A 20,606-nucleotide genomic window follows, 5' to 3' on the forward strand; every position below is an offset into this window, starting at 1 on the left:
GGACGTCATAGCAGCCTTGTATAGAAAGCACTCAGCTCTGGGAATATATCTTGCGTAAAAAAGGTGCCCATGCTGGAACAGTGGTGGGAACCATTATCGGGGCTGGAATTGTAGCTTACTTCATTGATGATATTAACTGGTTTTGCTTCTGCGTTAAGACTTTTGTCTGAATACTGTAATTGAACACTTTGTGTATTAAAAAGTCTGATTTATTACAGGATAAAAATAGTTAACAAGGAGGTTTCCCCGTGAAAATCATTCAAAATATATCCCAAGCATTTGAAACCATAAAAGAAACCTGTAGCCAAAAGGCAGCAAGGTTTAAGGGCTGGGCTTGCGAGGTCAAAGACAACCTATGTAAATATGCTCGTAACCTAAGCCGTGAGGAAGCGATAGAAGGACAACCCATAAAAGCACGGTAGGTTGCAAAAATTGCATGTGGCTTCTATTTTGCCAGCTGCATGATTAATAAAATAAGAAGTAAGCTTTCAACTCACCATTTGCCAAGAGAAGTATCTGCCTCAAGATTTGAACTACCTGATGATATGGAAATATTATTAGATGATTCTGACAGAAATGGTTTCGTTGACATACCATTAGGTACTATTGTTATAAATAAAGACAGCGGTCCAGTTAACTAGAAAACACTCCATCTTAAGCAGGCATAGCTAATGCCTGCTTACCCTCTAATCCTACATAAACCAGGATAATTGCTCCACCGTTGCTGGCCGGTGACTTATTTCAATATCCTCAAAGGTAATATGGGTCGTGTCCCCTGCCGCACCATACAGGCTGGCCTGGTTAATATGATTCCCCTCGCCACTGATAACCACTGATTTTATCAACTCAGCCAATTTCTCATTGATCGGCTTTAACTGAATTACCCAGCCCTTAATAGTTCTATCACTGGTTACAAAAAAATACCGGGATAATAGCTCCATATCTCCTTTAAATAGCGCCGGCAGCAGCACTCCCATTCCGTCATAGGCCGTGCCCGTCGCCTTAAGCTCTTGAACTCCGTGGTCGGTGTACTGCTTTAATACACCTGGCATTAATACCATTTTTGACGATACCGGTTCATTCACTTCCCATAAGACACCACGATTCCGCACAGAAATAAAAAAACCTGAAGATTTCAGTGGACGACTAAATACCGGTAAGTTTTTTTCCTGCTGAAAATGGCCCTGCATCACCTCCACCGACTTGAAAGCGGAGAGAATGCCGCAGACATCATGCTGTAATATCTCTTCCTCTTGAGGTTTCTTTCCCTGTAAAGAGTAGGCTGTTGATGCCCCTGCCCCCAAAGCCAACAACAGAGTTCCCACAATGCACAGCTGTTTTGCACTGATTAGCCGCATATAGAACCTTCCACCTTTTCCCTTAAGGCAGCAGGGGAGACAAGCTGCAATTCGCCAGTATCAATAGAGACGGCCACCTGAATAGTTTGCCCTTTGGTCAGTTTCTCCCCGCTGGCCTGATCACAGATCAAATAATCCAGAACCAGGCGATTCTCATATTCTTTTACCGATGCCGTGACGCAAATATCCTGCCCAAACCGGGCGGGACGAACATACCTCACCTTTAAATCAACCACGGGCCAGACATATCCCGAAGCCCTCATTGCTTTGTAGTTATAGCGAATTTTATCCAGCAATGCACAGCGTGCCAGCTCAAAATATTTGACATAGTGTCCATGCCAGGCCACTTCCATCATATCCACATCATGAAAGGGAATATGAACTGCAACGGTTGCCGATAGTGTTGCCATGATTCCCTCAGTACAGTGTCCAGTGTTTTTTTCTAATGCCGGCAATATGTCGGCGAAGATCCGCTTCTAATGGACGGTCTTCATCAACAAATGCAAAATCGGCCATGATTCTTTCATGCTGCTTCAACAAGTCAGAATGAATACGGTCATGCTCCAGCTCCCCTGCACGCAACCGAAGCTCAAGTGCCTGATGGACGGCCAGTAAAGAAGCGGCCGCCACCTGTTCTGTTAATTCCAGCACTCTCAGACAGTCTCTGGCCGATATGGTGCCCATACTCACCTTATCCTGATTGTGGCACTCTGTTGAGCGAGAAAACACGCTCACTGGCATGGTATTTTTCAATGCTTCAGCGGTCCAGGCCGAGATGCCTATCTGTACTGCCTTAAAGCCATGGTTAATGGATGCCCGCTCCCCTGTGGCTCCTGAAAGATTGGCAGGCAACCCATTATTAAATTTGGTATCCATCAACTGCGCCATTTGCCGGTCCATCAAGTCAGCCAGGTTGGCCACCGCATTTTTCATGGAGTCCATGGCAAACCCGATATGTCCACCATAGAAATGCCCTCCGTGCAGGACATGCTCACCCTCGCCGTCAATGATTGGATTATCATTGGCGCTATTCAGCTCATTTTCAATAAAGCTTCTGAGCCAGGGCAGACTATCCTGCAACACCCCGATAATATGGGGTGCACACCGGATGGAATAACGGTCTTGCAGTCGGCTGGAGTTACGGGGTGCTGCTTTATGTTCCAGATCCCGGCGTATCCAGGAAGCAATTTCAATCTGTCCCGGATGGGGTTTTACCGCAAACAGCCGCTCATCGAAATGATTGGCATTACCCTTCATGGTGAGGGTCACCAAAGACGTGATTCTTGCACAGAGCCTGGCCAGGTATTCAGCCCTGTCATAAGCTTCACAGGCCAGCGCAGTCATAACCGCAGTGCCATTCATCAAGGCCAGCCCCTCTTTTGGCCTCAGTGTTAACGGTGTAATACCCAGCGTTTGATAAACCTCTGCCGTTTGACGAATATTGCCTTGATAATACACATCCCGTTCACCCACCAGCATGGCGCCAATATAGGATAAGGGGGTAAGGTCACCGCTGGCTCCCACCGAACCCTCTTCAGGGATTACGGGTAGAATACCAAGATTCATCAGTTCAACCATGCGCACCAGCAATTCCTCACTGACACCGGATACCCCCTGACAAAGGGAGTTCAGGCGAGTGGCCATCACGGCCCTGGACTGGCTTTCATCAAGGTATCGCCCCAGACCGCAGCCATGAAAACGGGTTAGGTGAAGTGGCAACTCATTGACCAATGCCTGGGGAACCCCGCGGGTACAGGAGTCACCATATCCGGTGGTCACGCCATAGATAACCCCATCCTCTGCAAGCAGCCGGTCGAGGAATTCTGATCCTTTCCTTATTTTTTCACGAAACCGGGAAGACTCATTTAACAGTAATGTCTTTTCTCCCGAGGCTACACTATTGATATTTTCAATAGTTAGTCTTTTTTCCCCAAGAATCACAATATCCAAACAGCCGCCTGTTTCAGTTGGATGAAGGTATCCAGTCATTCGCACACTCTATCCATTTTTACTTCAAGCAGCCCGGATTGAAGAAGGTCCGGTTTCTACAAAACATACTGCCAGTTAATTTCATTATTTGGTTTATATAGCTAAACTAATAATCTTTAATTGTGTCCAAGCATTGTTTTACTCATGCGATAGCGTATAAAAAACCATTCACGCCATATCATTGTCTCACCCTGCCTTTTTACGACAATGATGGTATACCCATATAGCAACGCGGAATCCCACAGTATTTTATTTAACCAAGGCACTATCCAATGCCAAAACAGCCAAGAATTACATATAAAGCAGCAAAGCCAGTGGGTTAAAACGCAAGGATGGTCAGCTAAACCAAAACTCGTTTGAAAACCGGATATTCCTGACTTGTGCATTAAGCGAAGCGATTACTAAAGCGCGCCCATCACAGCTCTATCAAATTGCGGTTCTCTAACTGGGCGCGGTTTAGTGCTTCTTCCAGAAATCAAAAAAGTTAAACCATTCCAGTGGCGATCGCCGGCAGGCCTCTTCCAGGGTATGTGCATAATCCTGTACCACTGCCTGTAGCCTTTGCAGCCGCTCTTTACGTGGCAGCCTGAGTGAATCCGCAAAAGGGGCAATTACCAGCGAGAAGCGACTATTACCACTACGGGTGCAAGACAGGGTAAACACAGGAGCCTTTAACAGGGAAGCCAATATAAAGGGGCCTCGGGGAAACCGGGCTTTCTCCCCAAGAAAGTCCGCTTCAATACAAGCGTCTTTATCCCCTTCCGGCAAACGATCGGCAGCAATAGCAACAATTTCACCCTGCTCAATCATTTCACTCAGCATCATTGAAGTATCCGGCCCAATTTCACTCACCTGGATCAGCCGGACAGCCACATCAGGGTTAATCTCGCCGAGCAACTTATTAAACATGGGAGCATGATGGGTATGCACCAGCACATTAACCCTCAGTTTCGGCCCGGTTTTTTTAAACTGGGTCAATGCCCGACATAACTCAACATTGCCATGGTGAGACACCAGCATCACCACACCTTGTCCCTGAGACAGCTTTTCATCCAATTCAGCTTGCCCTTCAATATCCAGCTGACTTAAGGGTATCTTGCCCAGCCAAGAGCCAAAACGCTCCGCAAGGGAGTGCCCAAAAGAGAGAAAATGCTGAAAGGATAAACGCCAGTCAGGACGCCTTGCAAAAGCCTCCGGGTAAACCCTGTAGAGTCTTTCCAGATACTCTGTAGATGCCTTGCGGGCTGTCCGTCCAGTGAGAAAAAAGTACAGCATCACCGGCCATAGCATCATACCAAACGCCTTGTGTCCTAATAAGCGATAAGTTCCCAAAAGAAAACGGATACCCAACTCGGAACCCCGCTCCTGGATATGAGACCAGTGTCGGGAGTCTCCCTTTGTGATATTTCGTTTTAACAGGGCTGGCAGCCGCCTTAACATACCAAAGCACAGACGGGCATGCAGTAGACTGATACGAACATTGTCTTTGAACGCATCAAAATGTGACAACCCATCCTCCGGGTATAGGATGCTCACCGGCACTGGCCTGACTTTTATTCCAGCCCAGTGCAGTCTGACTACGATTTCAATATCAAAATCCATCCGGCGGGTTAGATCCACCGTCCTGATCAAACCACAGGTACTGTCCAATGGATAAACCCTGAATCCCACCATTGCATCATGAATATCCCGGGACAGGGTTTCAATCCAAACCCAGAAGCGGGTAATCATTCGACCATAAAGTCTGGATTTCGGGGCACTGTTATCATACTCCGGCAGACCACTTATTAGCGCATGGGGGTGACTCTCTGCCTCAGCCAGCAAGGCAGGCAAGGCACCACAATCATGCTGGCCATCGGCATCCACTTGCACCGCATGACTAAAACCCGCCTCCTGCGCTCTCATTAAGCCTTCCATCACCGCTGCCCCTTTGCCCTGATTCCAGGAAAGTCGGTAAAGGCTTAAATAATCCTTTCCTGCTACCAGGGATTCCAGTATTTCTCTGGTCTCTGGCGCACTGCCATCGTCCACCAGGATGCAATGCAATTGATGATTATGCAGTGACTGAATCACCTGTGGGAGCTGCCGGTGGTGGTTGTAGACCGGAATAATTGCACAGGGATTAAAGCTCATTTCTGCCCCCGAAAAACGATCCGGCCAGAGGACATTCTTTTTTCATCACACTGGTAACTGAACTGGAGCTTACCATTAGCCTTTAGCTCCAGGGTCAACACCAAGTCCATGCCTGGCAAAATCAAATTTTGAAACTTAACCACTTCAAGCTTTTGAATGGTCTCAGGGGTTCCCAAATACTCACAGGCAAAATGGATGGCCCAATGGGTCTGTACCACACCGGGCAGTACCGGATTACCGGGAAAGTGACCTTTAAAATAGGCCAGTCCAGCAGGAATGGACAGCTGCATCACCACCCTGTCATCCTGCTTTTCGACACTTCTAATAACGGGTTTATGCATGCTGTTTTTCCACATTATCAAACAGGGTGGCCAACGCTTTACGCACGACTTTTCCCTGGCTGTTAACTGGCAGGCACTTTGGAAAACGCCACTTCCTGGGTAAGGTGACCGCTTCAAGATACTGACCCAAAACAGTCTTTAACTGCCTGGATAAGGCCAGTTTTCCCTGCTTCTGAAGAAAGTCCCTGCCATGATCGGTTAAAATCACCACAGCGCCCAACTGCCGTCTGTCTCGCTCTAACACCACCATTTCAGCAGATGCCACCAGCGGAGAGGTTTTCAGGTACTTGGCTATTTCTGTTAATGAGACCCGCTTGCCCTCAATTTTGACGATCAGATCTGCCCGGCCATGGAGCAAAAACCGGTTTTCATCCAGCAAAGAGGCCCGATCACCCATCACAAAACCTGCCGCCGGATCTTCCAGCCAAGGGCTATACACTTTTAGCCGGTCATTGCTGAGTATGGCGGTAACACCGTCAATGGGCGTCCAGGCATTCACATGTTGGCCATCCTTATTAAAATCCGGATTTTGCTGACGCCAGGCCACCCCGCCGGTCTCAGTACTACCCAACACCTCAACAGGATAATGACCAAAACATTGATGGACCTGTATGGCATGACCAGAGGCCAGCGGCGCACCTGATGAAAAAATAGTGGAGACCTGTTGTTGTATGACCTTCCAGTCCAGTTCCATCGGTAATCGACCCAGCTGGGCTGGCGAAGCAACAATAGCCACTTCAGGATAGTGCCTTATGGCCTTAAGCAGCTGTTCCGGATACTCAAACTGCCGTGTATCAATTATTCGCCCGGTTAATAAGGGCCACAACAAGCGAAATAACACACCATAGATATGCTGATGGGAAACACAAGAAAGGATGACTGAAGACCCAAGCAGGCTTCCCCACCGACTTTCCAAAGCAAGAATTTCGGCTTCCAGTTGATGCAGGGATTTTGTCACCGGTCTGGCATGGCCGCTGGAACCGGAAGTAAAGAAGACCAACTCTGACTGTTCAGTCTTCGGAAGGAACCCATTCAGGCAAGCACCCTTTGCTTCACTATTCCCGAACCCTAGAACAAAGCCCTCAAAGCCCTCTCCCTCACCATCCGTCAGCAGTGCCTGGCTATATTCACTGATTTCCTTTAGCGTTCCCGGTTTATCATTGGGTGGTAGTAGCACCCGCCTGCCAGCCATAATCAAAGCCAGCAGTCCGGTAAGGAATTGCCCTGAATCCCGGCAAGCCAGCACCCAATTTGTATGACCTGTACTCTGTATTTTCGAAGTCAGTTTATGGATGCTATGAATTAGATCGGTCCGGGAATAAACCCTTTCGCCATCCGCTAAAATTATTTTTTCCGATCCTTCCCTGCCCTCGACAGCCTTTACAAGGAATTGATGGATGGTTTGCCTGATAGAATCGCAGCCCATTGTTAAATCTTCAGCACCCACTTTCTATAGATCCATTCCAGTCCGAATAACAAACCCATCAAAATATAAGACAGAAAACCATTATAAAGCGCCCACAGTGACTGGTCGTCACTCATTGCCGTGTAAAAAGCCACCAGTCCATTTAGCAAAAAAAACAGGCACCAGACTATTGTGACCTTGCGGGTATACCGCACTCCTTGCTCTGGCAAGTCGCCCTCCATCAGTCGGGCAAAACACTCAATCATGCTGGGAGGCTTTATAATCGTCCAGCCAAAGGCCAGCAGTCCCGCCAAACTTACCAAACAAGGGTAAAACAACAAGGCACGGCTGCTATTAAATCCAAGTGTCGCCAGCGATAACAGTAATCCACCTGCTGCACCTGCCATAACCATGGGCTTTAAACACTGTAACTGCGCCCTTTGGGCATTGCTTTCCTTAAGGATCAACGCCAGCCTGATACCAAACAGCAGCAGTACAACCAGAGCCAGCGTCTTGATTGAAAACCATTTCAGCCCGAAAAAAACAACCACCGGATAACAGACCAATGCCGCCAACAAAATGACTTGCAGGATTCTTCCAGTTAATCTGTTAATACTGCTCAAGCGGCTTCCAGTAAGCTGTATGTGGCATCTACAACATCTGCAACCGTTCTTACGGCCTTAAATTCTTCCGGCTTGATTTTTTTGCCTGTCAATCCTTGCAGGGCAACCACCAGATCCACGGCATCAATACTATCCAGGTCAAGATCCTGATACAGTCTGGCATCAGGAGTGATCGCCCCAGGCTCAACTTCAAAATTATCCACCAGAATCTCTTTCAGGGCGGCCAGAATATCGTTTTTAGTCATCATGATTCATTCCTCCCTGTTAATCAGGCTGCCGCCTTAACAAATTCAGCCAGGCTATTGATAGAGGCAAAATGTTTTTTATTATCCCTGGAGTTAGCATCCAGCTTGACCTGATACTTCTTTTTAATGGCCACACCCAGTTCCAGGGCATCAATGGAGTCCAGTCCCAAACCATCAACAAACAGAGGCTCATCATCAACAATATCTGTCGGTGTCACATCTTCCAGATCCAGGGACGTAATAATCAGTTCTTTCAGTTCCTGCTTTAAAGTTTCCATTGTCAAAGGGTTTCCTTATTAAATTGCGATTCAAGAAATCGGGTTAACCGGCGCGAGCCAATGGCTGATACCATATGGTGTTGCTGCCATTGCTCCGTATCAAGCTGCTCACCAACATGCAAGCTAAAGACAAAAGGACGTTCAGGCACTTGATACCATTTATGGGATTTCGATAGCGTCGCCGGGGCACAATCAAGGTGTATCAGCCGTATTGGACACTTTGCCTGTAAAGCAACCCGGGCCACCCCACGCTGAAACCTGGGCGGCTTACCCGGTGTGGTCCGGGTACCCTCGGGAAAAATAATCAAGTTCCTACCCTGCTCAAGACTGGCACAGCAACGCTGTATTAAAACAGCCGGGTCTGATGAGTTACTGATATAGCCGGCAGCAGAAACAACCCCCTTGAGAAAAGGGTTATGCCAAAGCCCTTCTTTTACGACACAATCCACCTGTGGTAAATACGCCATGATGACCACCACATCAATGAGTGTCGGGTGGTTAGCAATAATTAACGAGCCTTTCTCATGGGTAAGCAGCTCAATGTTTTCCAGCCGGAGTTTCATAATCCCCAACCACTGCATCATTTTCAAAAAAGCCCGGAAATGAACGCTGATAACGCGTTGCATAAACTGTCGTCTTTTCTGTCCACAGGGAGTCAATAGTAAAATCAGTGGGAAAATCAAAAATGCCAGATCCAGGGATCCCAGGCCAAAAACCAAAAAACTGAATGCCGTTGCCAGGGTTCTCCAGCAGCGCTTCAGCCAACCATCCGGTTGAGCCTGTTGTGCCGGTAAAGATAAAAAAGCCATTAAATTTATTTAAACTGCAGAAGGCACTGTTTGCTTTCTCCAGTGATTACTCCAGACTGTTCAGTTAGCAAAGTGCGAACCAGGGTGGTTAGCTGAATATAGGTAGACTCTGCTTCAGAAAGACTGCCTATCCCTGAGGATATCTGCAACTGAAGCTGTGGTTCACTTCCCTGACTCAAAATCATTGCCAGTACCACCGGGTAGTCTTCTGCCAGTGCAAATGCCTGGTATACCTCGGGCATCTGATCCTCAAAAAAAACCAGTAATACACGCTCTTGTCCACTATTTAGTTGAGCGTATGCTTCTGTAAGGCCGGCAATAACCGTGTCAGCGCCTGCTGCAATGGCCGTGGACGGCTGCCGGTTATCGGTGTATATGGAAAATAATCCGGACGAGGCATTGTGCACAGACAGGCTAAAGTCAGTGGGAGAGGCATCTTCTCCAGAGCAGATATCCTGCAGTATTGTTGCCATTCGGCTGACCTCACCACGGCGGGAGGCAAAAATGGCTGGAATGGATACCACACCCTCAGCGCAACAACCTGCCACATCCAGAGTCATTTTACTGATCATACTGAGCCGCCTTCGCTGGCGTGGCTTCAACCATAAAAACTCAGGGGCAGCTGTTAAATCCGGCTGCCGCACACCTGTTATCAATGCCTGCCACTGCCGTTTTTCCCTAATATCGGGAACCCAGCCTTCCCAGCGTTCAACGCCCACCGTCAATTTCATATTAATAGTGTCTTTAAGGTCAGTCTTGGGCCAGCCTGCATTTCAACAGGCTATGGCAAAATCCAATATCATCCCGCTGTTGCTCAATAACCAGTCCCGCCTGCTTTATCAGAGTTCTTAACTCTCCAGCGCTATACATCCGGCTATTGCCATTGGCCAATGCGGTAAAATACAGTGAAGTGGCATTTAAGCTATAGGCCGCCGCTTCGTATTGCTGGCGACCCCAGAGAGTCTCCATAATGAAGAGCCGGGATGTCTTATACATAGCTTTGGCAGCACGACGCAGAATACTGACAATCTGCTCGGCAGAAAAGCAGTCAAGAAACTGGCTCATCCAAATAACATCTGCCTGACCCGGCCATTCAGCCTGCTCATCCAGCATATTAATGCCGTAGCAGGTAATGCGGTCTGAATAACCCGCCTGATGGATATTCTGGCCTGCTATTTCCAGCTGGTTAGGTAAATCCAGCAAAGTAATGCGGACATCTTTATTATACTCAGCACAGGCCAACGACCATTTACCGGTATTCCCGCCAATATCAAACAGTGTTGCAGGTTGGGTAGCAAAGACCTCCTTCAGGGCTTCAGGAAAAGCACCGTCCGAATAATAATGATCAAAGTCATACCAGCTTTTTCGTGCTTTTTCCGGCAAAACCGTTAATCCCTGATAGAGGTTTTCCCAATCACCAAACACTTTCAATCCAGCCGGCCTACCCTCTCTAATGGCTTCTTCCAGATAAAACATCGCTTGATAGCAAACATCATGGGTAAAGGCCATATTGATACGGGTCATTTCATCATTCAGCAGAAAATAGCCCACTTTAGTAAGGGTATATTTTTGGTCTTTCAAACAAACCAGACCCGCACTGAGTCCCATGGATAGCAGCACATCAATGCCATACTCCGAAAAACCTGTTTTCCGGGCTATGGTCTGCACATCCATACCCTCTGAATCAGCTGAGCTGACCTGCTTTAAAATACCCAGTTCACAGAGCAGTCTGGCTGCTTGAAACATAATGGGCGCATAAGCAATTTTCTGAGCTTCAGAGATGGCATCAACCGCAGACATCTCCTTTTCCTGGTCATACCAATTCAAAGACTACCCACTCCGGTCTCACTTCAAGACCTGTCACCATAATAAAGGAAGGACATGCATTCTAGCGGCCTGCTATTACCCTGTCACTACGAAAGATTAACCCACCACCCTTTTTTTATGAACCTGATATTACGGTAAAAAAAATAAACAGGAGCTAAACGAACATAGGCGTATATACTGAAGAAAAAATAACAATAACCGAAACAAAGAGGTTCTGGTCGTGAAATTACCAAGGACGCTCATTCAGCAAAAACCAAAAGCCGTAACGTTAATCCTATTGGCTCTTATGGGTTTATTTTTACTCACCGGCTGCAATTCCACCTGGTTTTACCGACCCAATGATAAAACCTACAAAGCCTTAAGTACTATCTCCCCTTACCCTCCCTATTTTGTTCAGTCCAGATCCGGTAATCGCCTCCATACCCTGCTAATTCCGGCACAAATAACATCCCCCAAAAAAAACACGTTAGTCATCCACTTTCATGGCAATGGGGCTAATATTACCTGGACATCACAACGCTATGGCTGGTTGACAGAGCATGGCTATGATTTGCTGGTTTTTGATTACTCTGGCTATGGCAAATCCAGCGGCAGGCCCACTCCCAAAACGACGGTTCAAGATGCCCAAACCCTGCTGGATCATGCTCTCGCCCTACAGAAAGCTCATGGCTGGAAAAACATTATCTTAATGGGGACTTCACTGGGAGGGACTGTCTTACTACAAGCCCTTAGCCAATATCCCACTGAAACGTCCTCCTTTGGACTGGTTTTTATTGATAGCAGTTTTTTAAGCTATAGTGATGTAGCTGCCGCAATGATTCGAAAAGGCTATGGTGGTTTCGCCTTTGACTGGATTGGCAGACTATTAATCAATGATCACCATGCGCCCATTAGACATATTCATCAAATACCCGACATTCCCATGATTGTTGCCCACTGTGAGGATGACCAGCTGATTGATAGTGAGCTGGGTCACGCCTTGTTTAAACAGCTTCCTGTCACCAGTAAACACTTCTGGCTCTTAAATGACTGCCAGCATGCCAAAGGGTTTACCAACAAACACCCGGATCACCAAAGAGAGCTGGTTATACTCTTTAACAGTATCAGGAACTCCTATCACCCTTGATTCAAACCAGAGCACTAGCTGGAGCATTTACCAATGAAACCATGGCTGTTATTTATTGCATTACTGCCAGGCTTGGCAGTGGGGGCAAAATACCCTTTAACGGATGAAGATCTGAAAACATATAGTAGAACAGGCTGCTTGCTTGTTGAGGGAGTATTTTCAGAAGATGAAATCAGCCCCATCAAAGAATTAGCATTGCAGATGCTGCAATACGGCTATCAAATAAGAGAAGAAAGTCACAATACTGAAAGGGCTGAAATCAGGCTTGATAGAAATGGCTCCCAGTTTGTGTATGATACAAACACATTGGTCATCAAACGTATTGTATGGGCTTGTGGTATGCATCCCGAGTTCAGGACTTTAGGCGCAGATAAAAAACTGAAAAACATGGTATTCCGGGTATTACAGACACACCATGCTCACCATTTAATTAACCAGCTACACCCCAAAATGCCTAATGATGGCGTGGAGTTTAAATTTCATCGAGACATTGAAAACAGGCGTAATTTCGACAAAGGATGGGCTGGCGAGAATATGCACAATGGCGGGTTTGTCCAAACCCTGACCGCGCTGGAAGCAATGGACGAATGGAATGGTGCCATTGAAGTTTACCCCGGCTCCCATAACGACAGCACTCCGCTTAAAAACCGGCCTGAGACACAAGATATAATAGCGGGAGAATTACAACAACAATACCCCCCGGAATTCGTTAGAATGCAACCCGGAGATGTCTTACTGTGTCACCCAAATCTGGCTCATCGAAGCCTTCCAAACCAATCCAACAACTCAAGACTACTATTTATTAACGGTTTTGCAGCCCAGGGAGCCCATCAGCCAGAAGTGAAATACCCCGGTGATGATAGTGGTTATCTGCTCAAGATATCAGAATAATCAAATCAACTACTGCAGCCAGCGTTTAAATATCAGTGAGGTATTCACTCCGCCAAAAGCAAAATTATTGGTCATCGCATAGTCTATATCCAATCTTTTCCCGAATATCTATATTCTGAATTCTGCCTGCTTTTTATGGGTTAAATTATTTTTTCCCCTTGCCAAAGCTGCTGAAGAAACCTTTTTGTTCTTTTGCTGCCAAAAAGCTATTTAATAACTCTCTCAAGGCATCTATTTCCTTCCTTAAATCACAGCCAAGACTCGCTTGGTTGCCCACCCTGTCATACAGCTCCTGAATTCTTTCACTGAACTCACCGCTTATATCAACAAAACTAAGGTTTTTCATCAATTTTACATTTTCTGCCTCAACAACAGCCAATCGCTTTTCTATATTGGAAGTACTGAGCTGATTAGCAACACTGGCAGCTTGCCCAGAGTGTGATGCTGTATCGGACGCTGATCTAGCAGATACCCCCATACTCAACAAGGTATTAACGGTTTCTGTGAGCATCTTAATTTCGCTATTGATGCCTGCCTGAGCGAGTTCTAACTGTTCCAGCCTTTCAGTTGTGTGGTCCAGCCTATCTGCCACATCCATGATCATCGTTGTTACTTCCTGATTATCTACAGCAGCAGTCCCTGTGGCAGGCGGGCTTGCCTCAATGTTTCTGCTATGCTCATTAGCCCGCATGTAAGTAAATAAATCCTGAACCTGCCCTGTTAAAATCTGAACCTGCCCCGTTAAAACCTGAACCTGTCCTAATAACTTGGCATTATCCTCTTTTAATACGCTACAGGCACAGCCTGAATGTTCATCAGGCTCTTTCTTCCGATATTTATTTTCTACACAAAACATCAGGATATCCCCGACTGCACCTTCCAGGCCAGCAGGTAAATCCGGACACTCCCCTACATGCTGAATAGCCATATCTGACATCAGTTCATTATAACAAAAGGGACATTGAGTTGGCTTTTTTTCACACAATACCTCATGAGAAAAAAGTTCCCTGCCTAACATTTCTTTCTGACAGTACTGGCATTGCTTCAATGCGTAGTCACACGTTTTTTCATGACGCTGCATCAGCATAAAGGCCATTTTTTCACCACAACCTTGATTAGTACAAAAAACCTCTCGATGAGCACATTCGTTTTTTATGTGAGAAAGCATACGCTGTAACTTAACGATATCCTGACAACCCTTTTCTTTATAGGGACAAAAAGCCTCCAATAAATCAATTAAGTTCCTGATAGCCGCTGGCGCTTTTTGAATACCTGTAACAACCTTTCTACATGTCATACAGTGATGCGGCTCAGTTTTTCTATCGCATGTCCGGCAATAAACATCTTCTCCGATTTTTTTCAGGTTATTATCAGATACTGCACCGCAGGCATGGCATACTTCTGTTTGCATTTGTTGTTCCAGGCATGCTCTGCACCCCAGGTGAGCCTCATCACATCCAACTAAACAACTGGCATTCTGGGAAAACCCAAAGCATATTTTACATTGCAAAGGTTCCAGGGAGTCAGATAAAACTAAAGTACAAACGTATTTCTTGCCATCATTATCTGATATTGTGCAAGTTTCCTCAGAGGGCTGCCTGGACTGCTGTTGTGCGCCAGCTTCACCCTCATCGTTACTTTCTACAGATGCCGAATGGCTGTTGGATACATTATTTCCACTATCCGGTAAAGGACAAGAAATCATCATGATATATTGTTGATGAGTCTGAAGTAGAGTCAGTATATACTTACCAATACCCTGAACAGATAAAATAGCGGTATCTGTGTTATTCACTTCACTGCCATCTTTCTCTTCAAAAGCTAAAAATAGCTCATCTCCCTGCTGGCTAAAAAAATATTGTGCCTGTCTGGCATCATAGTTCATCTGTTCACGCTCATTGTCACTGCCATCCTGATAGTGGTTGCCACTGTCTTCTGCTGACTTGTCAGAAAATAACTCATCCGCAATCATTGATTCATACAGTCGGTCTTCACCAATATCAGCCCTTGCCTTTCGCAACAATAACTGAAGCTGAACAACTGTTACCTGCAAAGTCTGCAAAGCTTCATACACTCCCTGCTGCTCTTGATGTGCCTTGCCATCGAGTCGCTCTGGGACTTGCGGTTCAATAATTATAGTTTCCTCTTTGCCTGTCGTATCCATAGAAAAAGCCTTTACGACTGTTGATACAAAGGGAAATAAAACCATGATAAAAAGTGCGCAAACGCATAAACAGGACCAAACACAGCGCATGCCTACCTCCTATAATTCATGTTTATTGTTAATAGGAATAGAACGCTAATTTAAACTAGCACTTACTGGTGAAATCGCGAGCAGTTTCCTTATGTTGTCCAGTACTCTTTCTCAGGCTAGACATTAAGGAACTGTCTCAAAATAGCTCCCATATTTGACTATGCTTGTTGTACGCTGATATCTGCTTTAGTGCTTTATCTTTTCAGTGTATTCATGGAATGATTATTCAGCTCAAATTAAAACACACATGCTTTGCTTCTACCTGTTTCTGAATGTAAGAGGCCATCGTCGATATGGTTGAAGCCAGTGAACTGGATCATGGCGCATACCCAGACTACTGAAGTGTGATTGTAAAATGGAACTACACAGCAGCACCCCAAACAGGATGAAATAGGGGAGTTATTTTCGGAAAAATCTTAATGTGACCAGCGCTTAAATATCAGTGAGGTATTCACTCCGCCAAAAGCAAAATTATTGGTCATCGCATAGTCTATATCCAACATTTTATGGTTATGCATAATATGCTGGATTCCACCACAGTCATCAGCCACTGACTCCAGGTTCAGTGTCGGTGCAACCCAGCCTTCATTTATCATATTGATGGTTAGCCAGGCCTCCAGCGCACCACAACCACCTAAGGTATGGCCTATGTGTCCCTTGGAGCTGGTCACTGGAACGCGGTTTGAAAAAACCTTCCGAATGGCCTGAGCTTCCGCCCTATCTCCCGCCGTTCCCGCAGCATGGGCATTAATATAGCCAATATTTTCCGGGGCAAGAGAAGCTGCAGAAAGCGCTTGTTTCATAACCAGGGCCATAATGTCACTATCAGGACGGGTAATATGGCTACCATCCATATTGGTGGCAAATCCTGCAACTTCGGCAATAATAGGTGCCTTACGGGCCAGGGCATGATCCAGGTCTTCCAGAATAAACGACGCAGCCCCTTCACCAACCACCAGACCATCCCGGAGACTATCAAAGGGCTTCACCGATTTATGGGGTGCTTTATGATTCAAGCTTGCAGAATAAAAGGAATCAAACACCGCCACCTGAGTGGGGCAAAGCGCCTCAGCACTACCTGCAATCATCCAGGGGGTAATACCCTGCTTAATCATTTCATAGGCATAACCCAGTGCTTGCCCACCGGATGCACAGGCCGCACTGGTAGGAATCATTCGTCCCTTGATACCAAAAAAAATGCTCAGATTGACCGCTGCTGTGTGGCTCATCATCTGAATATAGCCAGTGGGCGAAATACCTCTAGCCAGGTTATCTGATAATACCCGGCCAAATGGCACAAACTGTTCAGTGGCACCAATGGAAGAACCGTAGGCAATGCCAAGACGGGTATAATCACAATGGTCACCGCTAATACCACTGTCGGCCAGACTCTGCTCAGTGACCCGGGTTGCCATTAAAGACACCCGGCTCATTCCCCTGACTTTTTTCCGGGGATAATGGCTATGTTTAAACGTCACTGGAGCCGCTAAATAACAGTTAAGACCCTGGATGAATTTCCATTCATCCATAATAGCAACGCCACTGTTACCTGCCAGCAGGTTATCCCTGACCTCTCCCCAGTGATTCCCGATAGAGGTCAATGCTGACATTCCGGTAATAACGACACGTCTCACGGCATTCTTCCCATTACTTTGCGACGGTTTTCACCCGTGCTATTGGTGACGGGCAGCCAATAATATTAAATCAGGGGGTTGATGAGAAGGGGCTACCTTAACGACATATGATTGGATATTTTCATACCAAAAAAAAGCCCATCAATAATGATGGGCTTTAAAATTTGGTAGGCGGTACTGGAATCGAACCAGCGACCTCTACGATGTCAACGTAACGCTCTAACCAGCTGAGCTAACCGCCTGAAGATGCGGTGTATAATATCAACCCAGATCAAAAATGCAAGTCTCATATAGCCATAAAATGTATAAATAGGCTTTACAATACTTGTCACGTCCTTAGGGGCTGTTGATGTTTGATCGTGAGTTCAGTGGCTCGTAAAGCGGTTTTCCGCAATACCCAATGGGGCACACCGGGAGGACTGGCGCAGGCATAGTTATTCTACGTCAAGCCAGTCCAACGCAGTCGGAAAGCCGCTTTACGAGCCACCCGAAGGGCCAAAACCAGCGATTCCGTGCCGTCGTTGCAGTAGCTTGAAAGACATGAGTCTTCCTGCGCTACTGCGTCTAGCCACGAAACCGCTGGTTTTGGCTGAGCACACGAGCAAACATCAACAGCCCCTAAGCTACAGAAAAAACAAACCGGGAAATAATAATGGCCCATCTCCTTCATAGTTCCTCTCCAATACCCTCTCAAAACGCCACCTCCTTGAAAAAAAGCCATTCTGGCAAGCACAAAAAAGAAAGCAAAATGGCAGGCCCAGACTATGAACACCAAAAGAAGCTTCTACAGATAGAGCTACTGAAACTGCAAAAATGGGTAAAGGAAACAGGCCAGAAAATACTGATCCTGTTTGAAGGCCGGGATGCTGCCGGAAAAGGAGGCTCCATCAAGGCCTTGATGGAGCACCTGAATCCGAGGGGAGCAAGGGTCGTTGCACTGGAAAAGCCCAACAGCGAGGAACAGGGGCAGTGGTACTTCCAACGCTATATTAAACATTTGCCGTCTTGTGGTGAAATCGTGTTATTCGATCGATCCTGGTATAACCGGGCCGGGGTTGAAACAGTGATGAACTTTTGCACAGAGCAAGAACGACAGTTATTTTTCAAGCAAGTACCTGATCTTGAGCGTATGCTGGTGCAAAGCGATATTCACCTGTTCAAGCTCTGGTTATCCATTAGCCAGAAAGAACAGGCGCACCGATTAAAGAAACGTTACTTCGACCCACTAAAACAGTGGAAACTAAGTCCTATTGACCGGGCTGCCATAGATAAGTGGGATGACTATACTGCCGCCAAAGAAAACATGTTTCATCATACCAGCACGCAAAGTGTACCTTGGACGATTATCCACTCAGATGATAAAAAGCGGGCCCGAATTAATATTATGCGCTTCCTGTTGGATACTTTGGATTATCCTAATAAAGACAATGATGTAGTGTTAAAACCTGAACCCACTGTCGTGGAATTCGCACAAAAGCATCTTGATTAACCACGGAGGCACAGAGACACGGAGCTTTTTAATTTTCAAACAATCAATCTCCGTGCCTCTGTGCCTCTGTGGTTAATCAAAATAACTTTTGAACAGTCTCGGGGCGCTGGGAACGAGGTGGATATAGGGTTTCATCAGGCTAGGTACTAGCGCTTGGCAGCACTAGTGTTTTAACACCCTTTCCCTCAGGGATGAAATATCATCCCTGAGCTGGGCGGCCTGTTCAAATTCAAGGTTTCTGGCATGTTCCATCATTTTCTCCTCCAGCTCCCTGATTTGTTCAGCCATTTGCCCGGGTTTCATATCAACAGAGTATGCCCCTGACGGTTCCGCCACCCGCCTGCTCGTCTGTTTCCCTTTTTTCTTACCCGGCGTTACAGCCCCTTCCAAAATATCTGCCACGGATTTTTTGACACCTTTCGGGACAATACCATGCTGCTGGTTATAGGCTAACTGCTTTTCACGACGGCGTTCTGTTTCATCAATGGCTCTCTGCATAGAGCCTGTTATTTTATCGCCATATAAAATGGCGCGGCCATTAATATGTCGCGCCGCACGACCAATGGTCTGTATCAGTGAACGATCTGATCTCAGAAAGCCTTCCTTATCCGCATCCAGAATGGCCACCAGGGATACCTCAGGCATATCCAGCCCCTCCCTTAGCAGGTTAATACCCACCAGCACATCAAAAGCACCAATGCGTAAATCCCGGATAATTTCAACCCGTTCTACGGTATCAATATCCGAGTGCAAATAACGGACGCGAACCCCCTGCTCATTGAGGTATTCCGTCAAATCTTCTGCCATTCTTTTGGTGAGCACTGTCACCAATACCCGGTCACCTGTTGCAACTGTTTTATTGATCTCGGATAACAGATCATCCACCTGGGTAGAAGCAGGCCGCACTTCAAGACCTGGATCAACCAGGCCAGTGGGCCTGACCACCTGTTCCACTATCTGTCCCTGATGTTTCTTTTCATAATCACCCGGAGTTGCCGTAACAAAAACAGTCTGTGGCCGTTTATCTTCCCACTCCTCAAACTTCATAGGCCGGTTATCCAGTGCCGATGGCAGGCGAAAGCCATACTCCACCAGGGTTTCTTTGCGGGAACGATCTCCCCGGTACATACCACCAATCTGTGGTACCGTTACATGGGACTCATCAATCACCAACAAGGCATTATCAGGAATATAATCAAACAGTGTGGGAGGAGGTTCTCCAGGGGCATTACCCGACAGATAACGGGAATAGTTTTCAATACCTGTGCAATACCCCAGCTCCAGCATCATTTCGATATCAAAACGGGTTCGCTGCTCCAGTCGTTGCGCCTCCACCAGCTTATTATTTTCCCTAAGCGCCTGAAGTCGTTCAGACAACTCCCCCTTAATGGCCTCCACAGCATCCAGTATGGTTTGCCGCGGTGTTACATAGTGCGTTTTAGGGTATATGGTGACCCTTGGCAGGTCTCTCAACACCTCTCCGGTCAACGGGTCAAATGCGCTGATCTTCTCCAGCTCTTCATCAAAAAAATCCAGCCGGATCGCTTCACGCTCGGATTCCGCTGGAAAAATATCGATCACATCTCCTCGCACACGGTAGGTTGCCCGCCTTAATTCCGCATCATTACGGGTATATTGAAGCTCGGCCAGTCGCCTTAATAAGCTGCGCTGCTCCACCAGGTCTCCCCGATCCAGGTGCAGCATCATTTTTAAGTAGGATTTCGGATCCCCCAGACCATATATCGCAGAGACGGTTGCCACAATAATGGCATCATCCCGTTCCATCAGTGCCTTGGTGGCGGAGAGCCGCATCTGCTCAATATGCTCGTTAACTGAAGCATCCTTTTCTATGTAAGTATCTGAGGTGGGTACATAGGCTTCGGGTTGGTAGTAGTCGTAGTAGGAAACAAAATACTCCACGGCGTTATCGGGAAAGAATTCCTTAAATTCCCCATAAAGCTGGGCGGCCAGGGTTTTGTTATGGGCCATGATCACTGTGGGTCTTTGCAGCTGCTCAACCACATTAGCCACGGTAAAGGTTTTACCCGAACCTGTCACTCCCAGCAGTGTTTGGCATGCCAGCCCTGAATTCACGCCGGTTACCAGTTGTTTAATAGCCTCTGGCTGATCACCACTTGGCTTGAACCGGGATAAAACCCTGAATTGTCGTCCCATAAATTCTTTTACCTGCTCAACCTGTCGTC

20 protein-coding genes and 1 tRNA gene are annotated in these 20,606 nt (G+C 46.7%); 5 read left to right on the forward strand and 16 right to left on the reverse strand.

Translation table 11 applies throughout. The features are described from left to right. Positions 1-248 precede the first annotated feature (248 nt). Positions 249-422 (forward strand): hypothetical protein, encoded by a 174-nt coding sequence (locus MJ595_RS18680; protein ID WP_263079572.1) that lies wholly within the window; start codon positions 249-251, stop codon positions 420-422. Between the two features lie 39 nt (positions 423-461). Continuing rightward, positions 462-641: a hypothetical protein gene (locus tag MJ595_RS18685; protein WP_263079573.1), complete on the forward strand. Its 180-nt coding sequence runs from the start codon at positions 462-464 to the stop codon at positions 639-641. Between the two features lie 51 nt (positions 642-692). Here MJ595_RS18685 and MJ595_RS18690 read toward each other — a convergent pair whose 3' ends face one another. The 12 genes from MJ595_RS18690 to MJ595_RS18745 form a co-directional block, all read right to left on the reverse strand. Then, positions 693-1,358, reverse strand: coding sequence for an outer membrane lipoprotein carrier protein LolA (locus MJ595_RS18690; RefSeq protein WP_263079576.1), 666 nt, complete (start codon positions 1,356-1,358; stop codon positions 693-695). Beyond that, complete coding sequence (locus MJ595_RS18695; protein ID WP_263079581.1) at positions 1,349-1,768, reverse strand: acyl-CoA thioesterase; 420 nt, start codon at positions 1,766-1,768, stop codon at positions 1,349-1,351. Before MJ595_RS18695 ends, MJ595_RS18690 begins: the two co-directional genes overlap by 10 nt. A 7-nt stretch (positions 1,769-1,775) precedes the next feature. Then, on the reverse strand, positions 1,776-3,299 hold the full coding sequence (locus MJ595_RS18700; RefSeq protein WP_263322543.1) for an aromatic amino acid ammonia-lyase: 1,524 nt from the start codon (positions 3,297-3,299) through the stop codon (positions 1,776-1,778). A 504-nt stretch (positions 3,300-3,803) separates the two neighbouring features. Continuing rightward, positions 3,804-5,480 carry a glycosyltransferase family 2 protein gene (locus MJ595_RS18705; protein ID WP_263079582.1) on the reverse strand — a complete coding sequence of 559 codons (1,677 nt, stop codon included), beginning with the start codon at positions 5,478-5,480 and terminating at the stop codon, positions 3,804-3,806. Beyond that, a complete protein-coding gene (locus MJ595_RS18710) occupies positions 5,477-5,821 on the reverse strand; it encodes a hypothetical protein (protein ID WP_263079583.1) in 345 nt (114 codons plus the stop codon). Before MJ595_RS18710 ends, MJ595_RS18705 begins: the two co-directional genes overlap by 4 nt. Continuing rightward, positions 5,814-7,268 (reverse strand): acyl--CoA ligase, encoded by a 1,455-nt coding sequence (locus tag MJ595_RS18715; protein WP_263079584.1) that lies wholly within the window; start codon positions 7,266-7,268, stop codon positions 5,814-5,816. Before MJ595_RS18715 ends, MJ595_RS18710 begins: the two co-directional genes overlap by 8 nt. Further along, positions 7,250-7,849: a hypothetical protein gene (locus tag MJ595_RS18720; RefSeq protein WP_263079585.1), complete on the reverse strand. Its 600-nt coding sequence runs from the start codon at positions 7,847-7,849 to the stop codon at positions 7,250-7,252. Before MJ595_RS18720 ends, MJ595_RS18715 begins: the two co-directional genes overlap by 19 nt. Continuing rightward, the gene (locus MJ595_RS18725; RefSeq protein WP_263322544.1) at positions 7,846-8,094 is read right to left on the reverse strand and encodes an acyl carrier protein; all 249 of its coding nucleotides are present in this window, start codon (positions 8,092-8,094) and stop codon (positions 7,846-7,848) included. The genes MJ595_RS18720 and MJ595_RS18725 overlap by 4 nt, the downstream gene beginning before the upstream one ends. A 23-nt stretch (positions 8,095-8,117) precedes the next feature. Continuing rightward, the gene (locus MJ595_RS18730) at positions 8,118-8,372 is read right to left on the reverse strand and encodes a phosphopantetheine-binding protein (protein ID WP_263079586.1); all 255 of its coding nucleotides are present in this window, start codon (positions 8,370-8,372) and stop codon (positions 8,118-8,120) included. A 2-nt stretch (positions 8,373-8,374) separates the two neighbouring features. Then, positions 8,375-9,181 (reverse strand): 1-acyl-sn-glycerol-3-phosphate acyltransferase, encoded by an 807-nt coding sequence (locus tag MJ595_RS18735; RefSeq protein ID WP_263079587.1) that lies wholly within the window; start codon positions 9,179-9,181, stop codon positions 8,375-8,377. A gap of 5 nt (positions 9,182-9,186) precedes the next feature. Next, positions 9,187-9,912, reverse strand: a complete 726-nt coding sequence (locus MJ595_RS18740; RefSeq protein WP_263079588.1) for a beta-ketoacyl synthase chain length factor — start codon at positions 9,910-9,912, stop codon at positions 9,187-9,189. A gap of 19 nt (positions 9,913-9,931) precedes the next feature. Further along, the gene (locus MJ595_RS18745; RefSeq protein WP_263079589.1) at positions 9,932-10,981 is read right to left on the reverse strand and encodes a methyltransferase; all 1,050 of its coding nucleotides are present in this window, start codon (positions 10,979-10,981) and stop codon (positions 9,932-9,934) included. Between the two features lie 313 nt (positions 10,982-11,294). Here MJ595_RS18745 and MJ595_RS18750 point away from each other — a divergent pair, with 313 nt between their 5' ends. Both MJ595_RS18750 and MJ595_RS18755 read left to right on the forward strand, forming a co-directional pair. Then, the gene (locus tag MJ595_RS18750) at positions 11,295-12,134 is read left to right on the forward strand and encodes a lysophospholipase (RefSeq protein ID WP_263079590.1); all 840 of its coding nucleotides are present in this window, start codon (positions 11,295-11,297) and stop codon (positions 12,132-12,134) included. A 33-nt stretch (positions 12,135-12,167) separates the two neighbouring features. Next, positions 12,168-13,025, forward strand: coding sequence for a phytanoyl-CoA dioxygenase family protein (locus tag MJ595_RS18755; protein ID WP_263079591.1), 858 nt, complete (start codon positions 12,168-12,170; stop codon positions 13,023-13,025). 145 nt (positions 13,026-13,170) lie between these two features. On the opposite strand, the gene MJ595_RS18760 is transcribed toward MJ595_RS18755, so the two are convergent. The 3 genes from MJ595_RS18760 to MJ595_RS18770 all read right to left on the reverse strand — a co-directional run bounded on the left by MJ595_RS18760 (position 13,171) and on the right by MJ595_RS18770 (position 17,155). Further along, on the reverse strand, positions 13,171-15,189 hold the full coding sequence (locus MJ595_RS18760) for a hypothetical protein (protein ID WP_263079592.1): 2,019 nt from the start codon (positions 15,187-15,189) through the stop codon (positions 13,171-13,173). A 506-nt stretch (positions 15,190-15,695) separates the two neighbouring features. Continuing rightward, a complete protein-coding gene (locus tag MJ595_RS18765) occupies positions 15,696-16,913 on the reverse strand; it encodes a beta-ketoacyl-ACP synthase (RefSeq protein WP_263079593.1) in 1,218 nt (405 codons plus the stop codon). Positions 16,914-17,078: 165 nt separating this feature from the next. After that, positions 17,079-17,155 (reverse strand) — tRNA-Val (locus tag MJ595_RS18770). Positions 17,156-17,565: 410 nt separating this feature from the next. Here MJ595_RS18770 and ppk2 point away from each other — a divergent pair. Next, a complete protein-coding gene (gene ppk2, locus MJ595_RS18775; RefSeq protein WP_263079595.1) occupies positions 17,566-18,402 on the forward strand; it encodes a polyphosphate kinase 2 in 837 nt (278 codons plus the stop codon). Positions 18,403-18,564: 162 nt separating this feature from the next. On the opposite strand, the gene uvrB is transcribed toward ppk2, so the two are convergent. Next, a complete protein-coding gene (gene uvrB, locus MJ595_RS18780) occupies positions 18,565-20,577 on the reverse strand; it encodes an excinuclease ABC subunit UvrB (protein ID WP_263079596.1) in 2,013 nt (670 codons plus the stop codon). Positions 20,578-20,606 lie beyond the last annotated feature (29 nt).

It is taken from the genome of Endozoicomonas sp. Mp262 (assembly GCF_025643335.1).
Taxonomy (GTDB): Bacteria; Pseudomonadota; Gammaproteobacteria; order Pseudomonadales; family Endozoicomonadaceae; genus Endonucleibacter.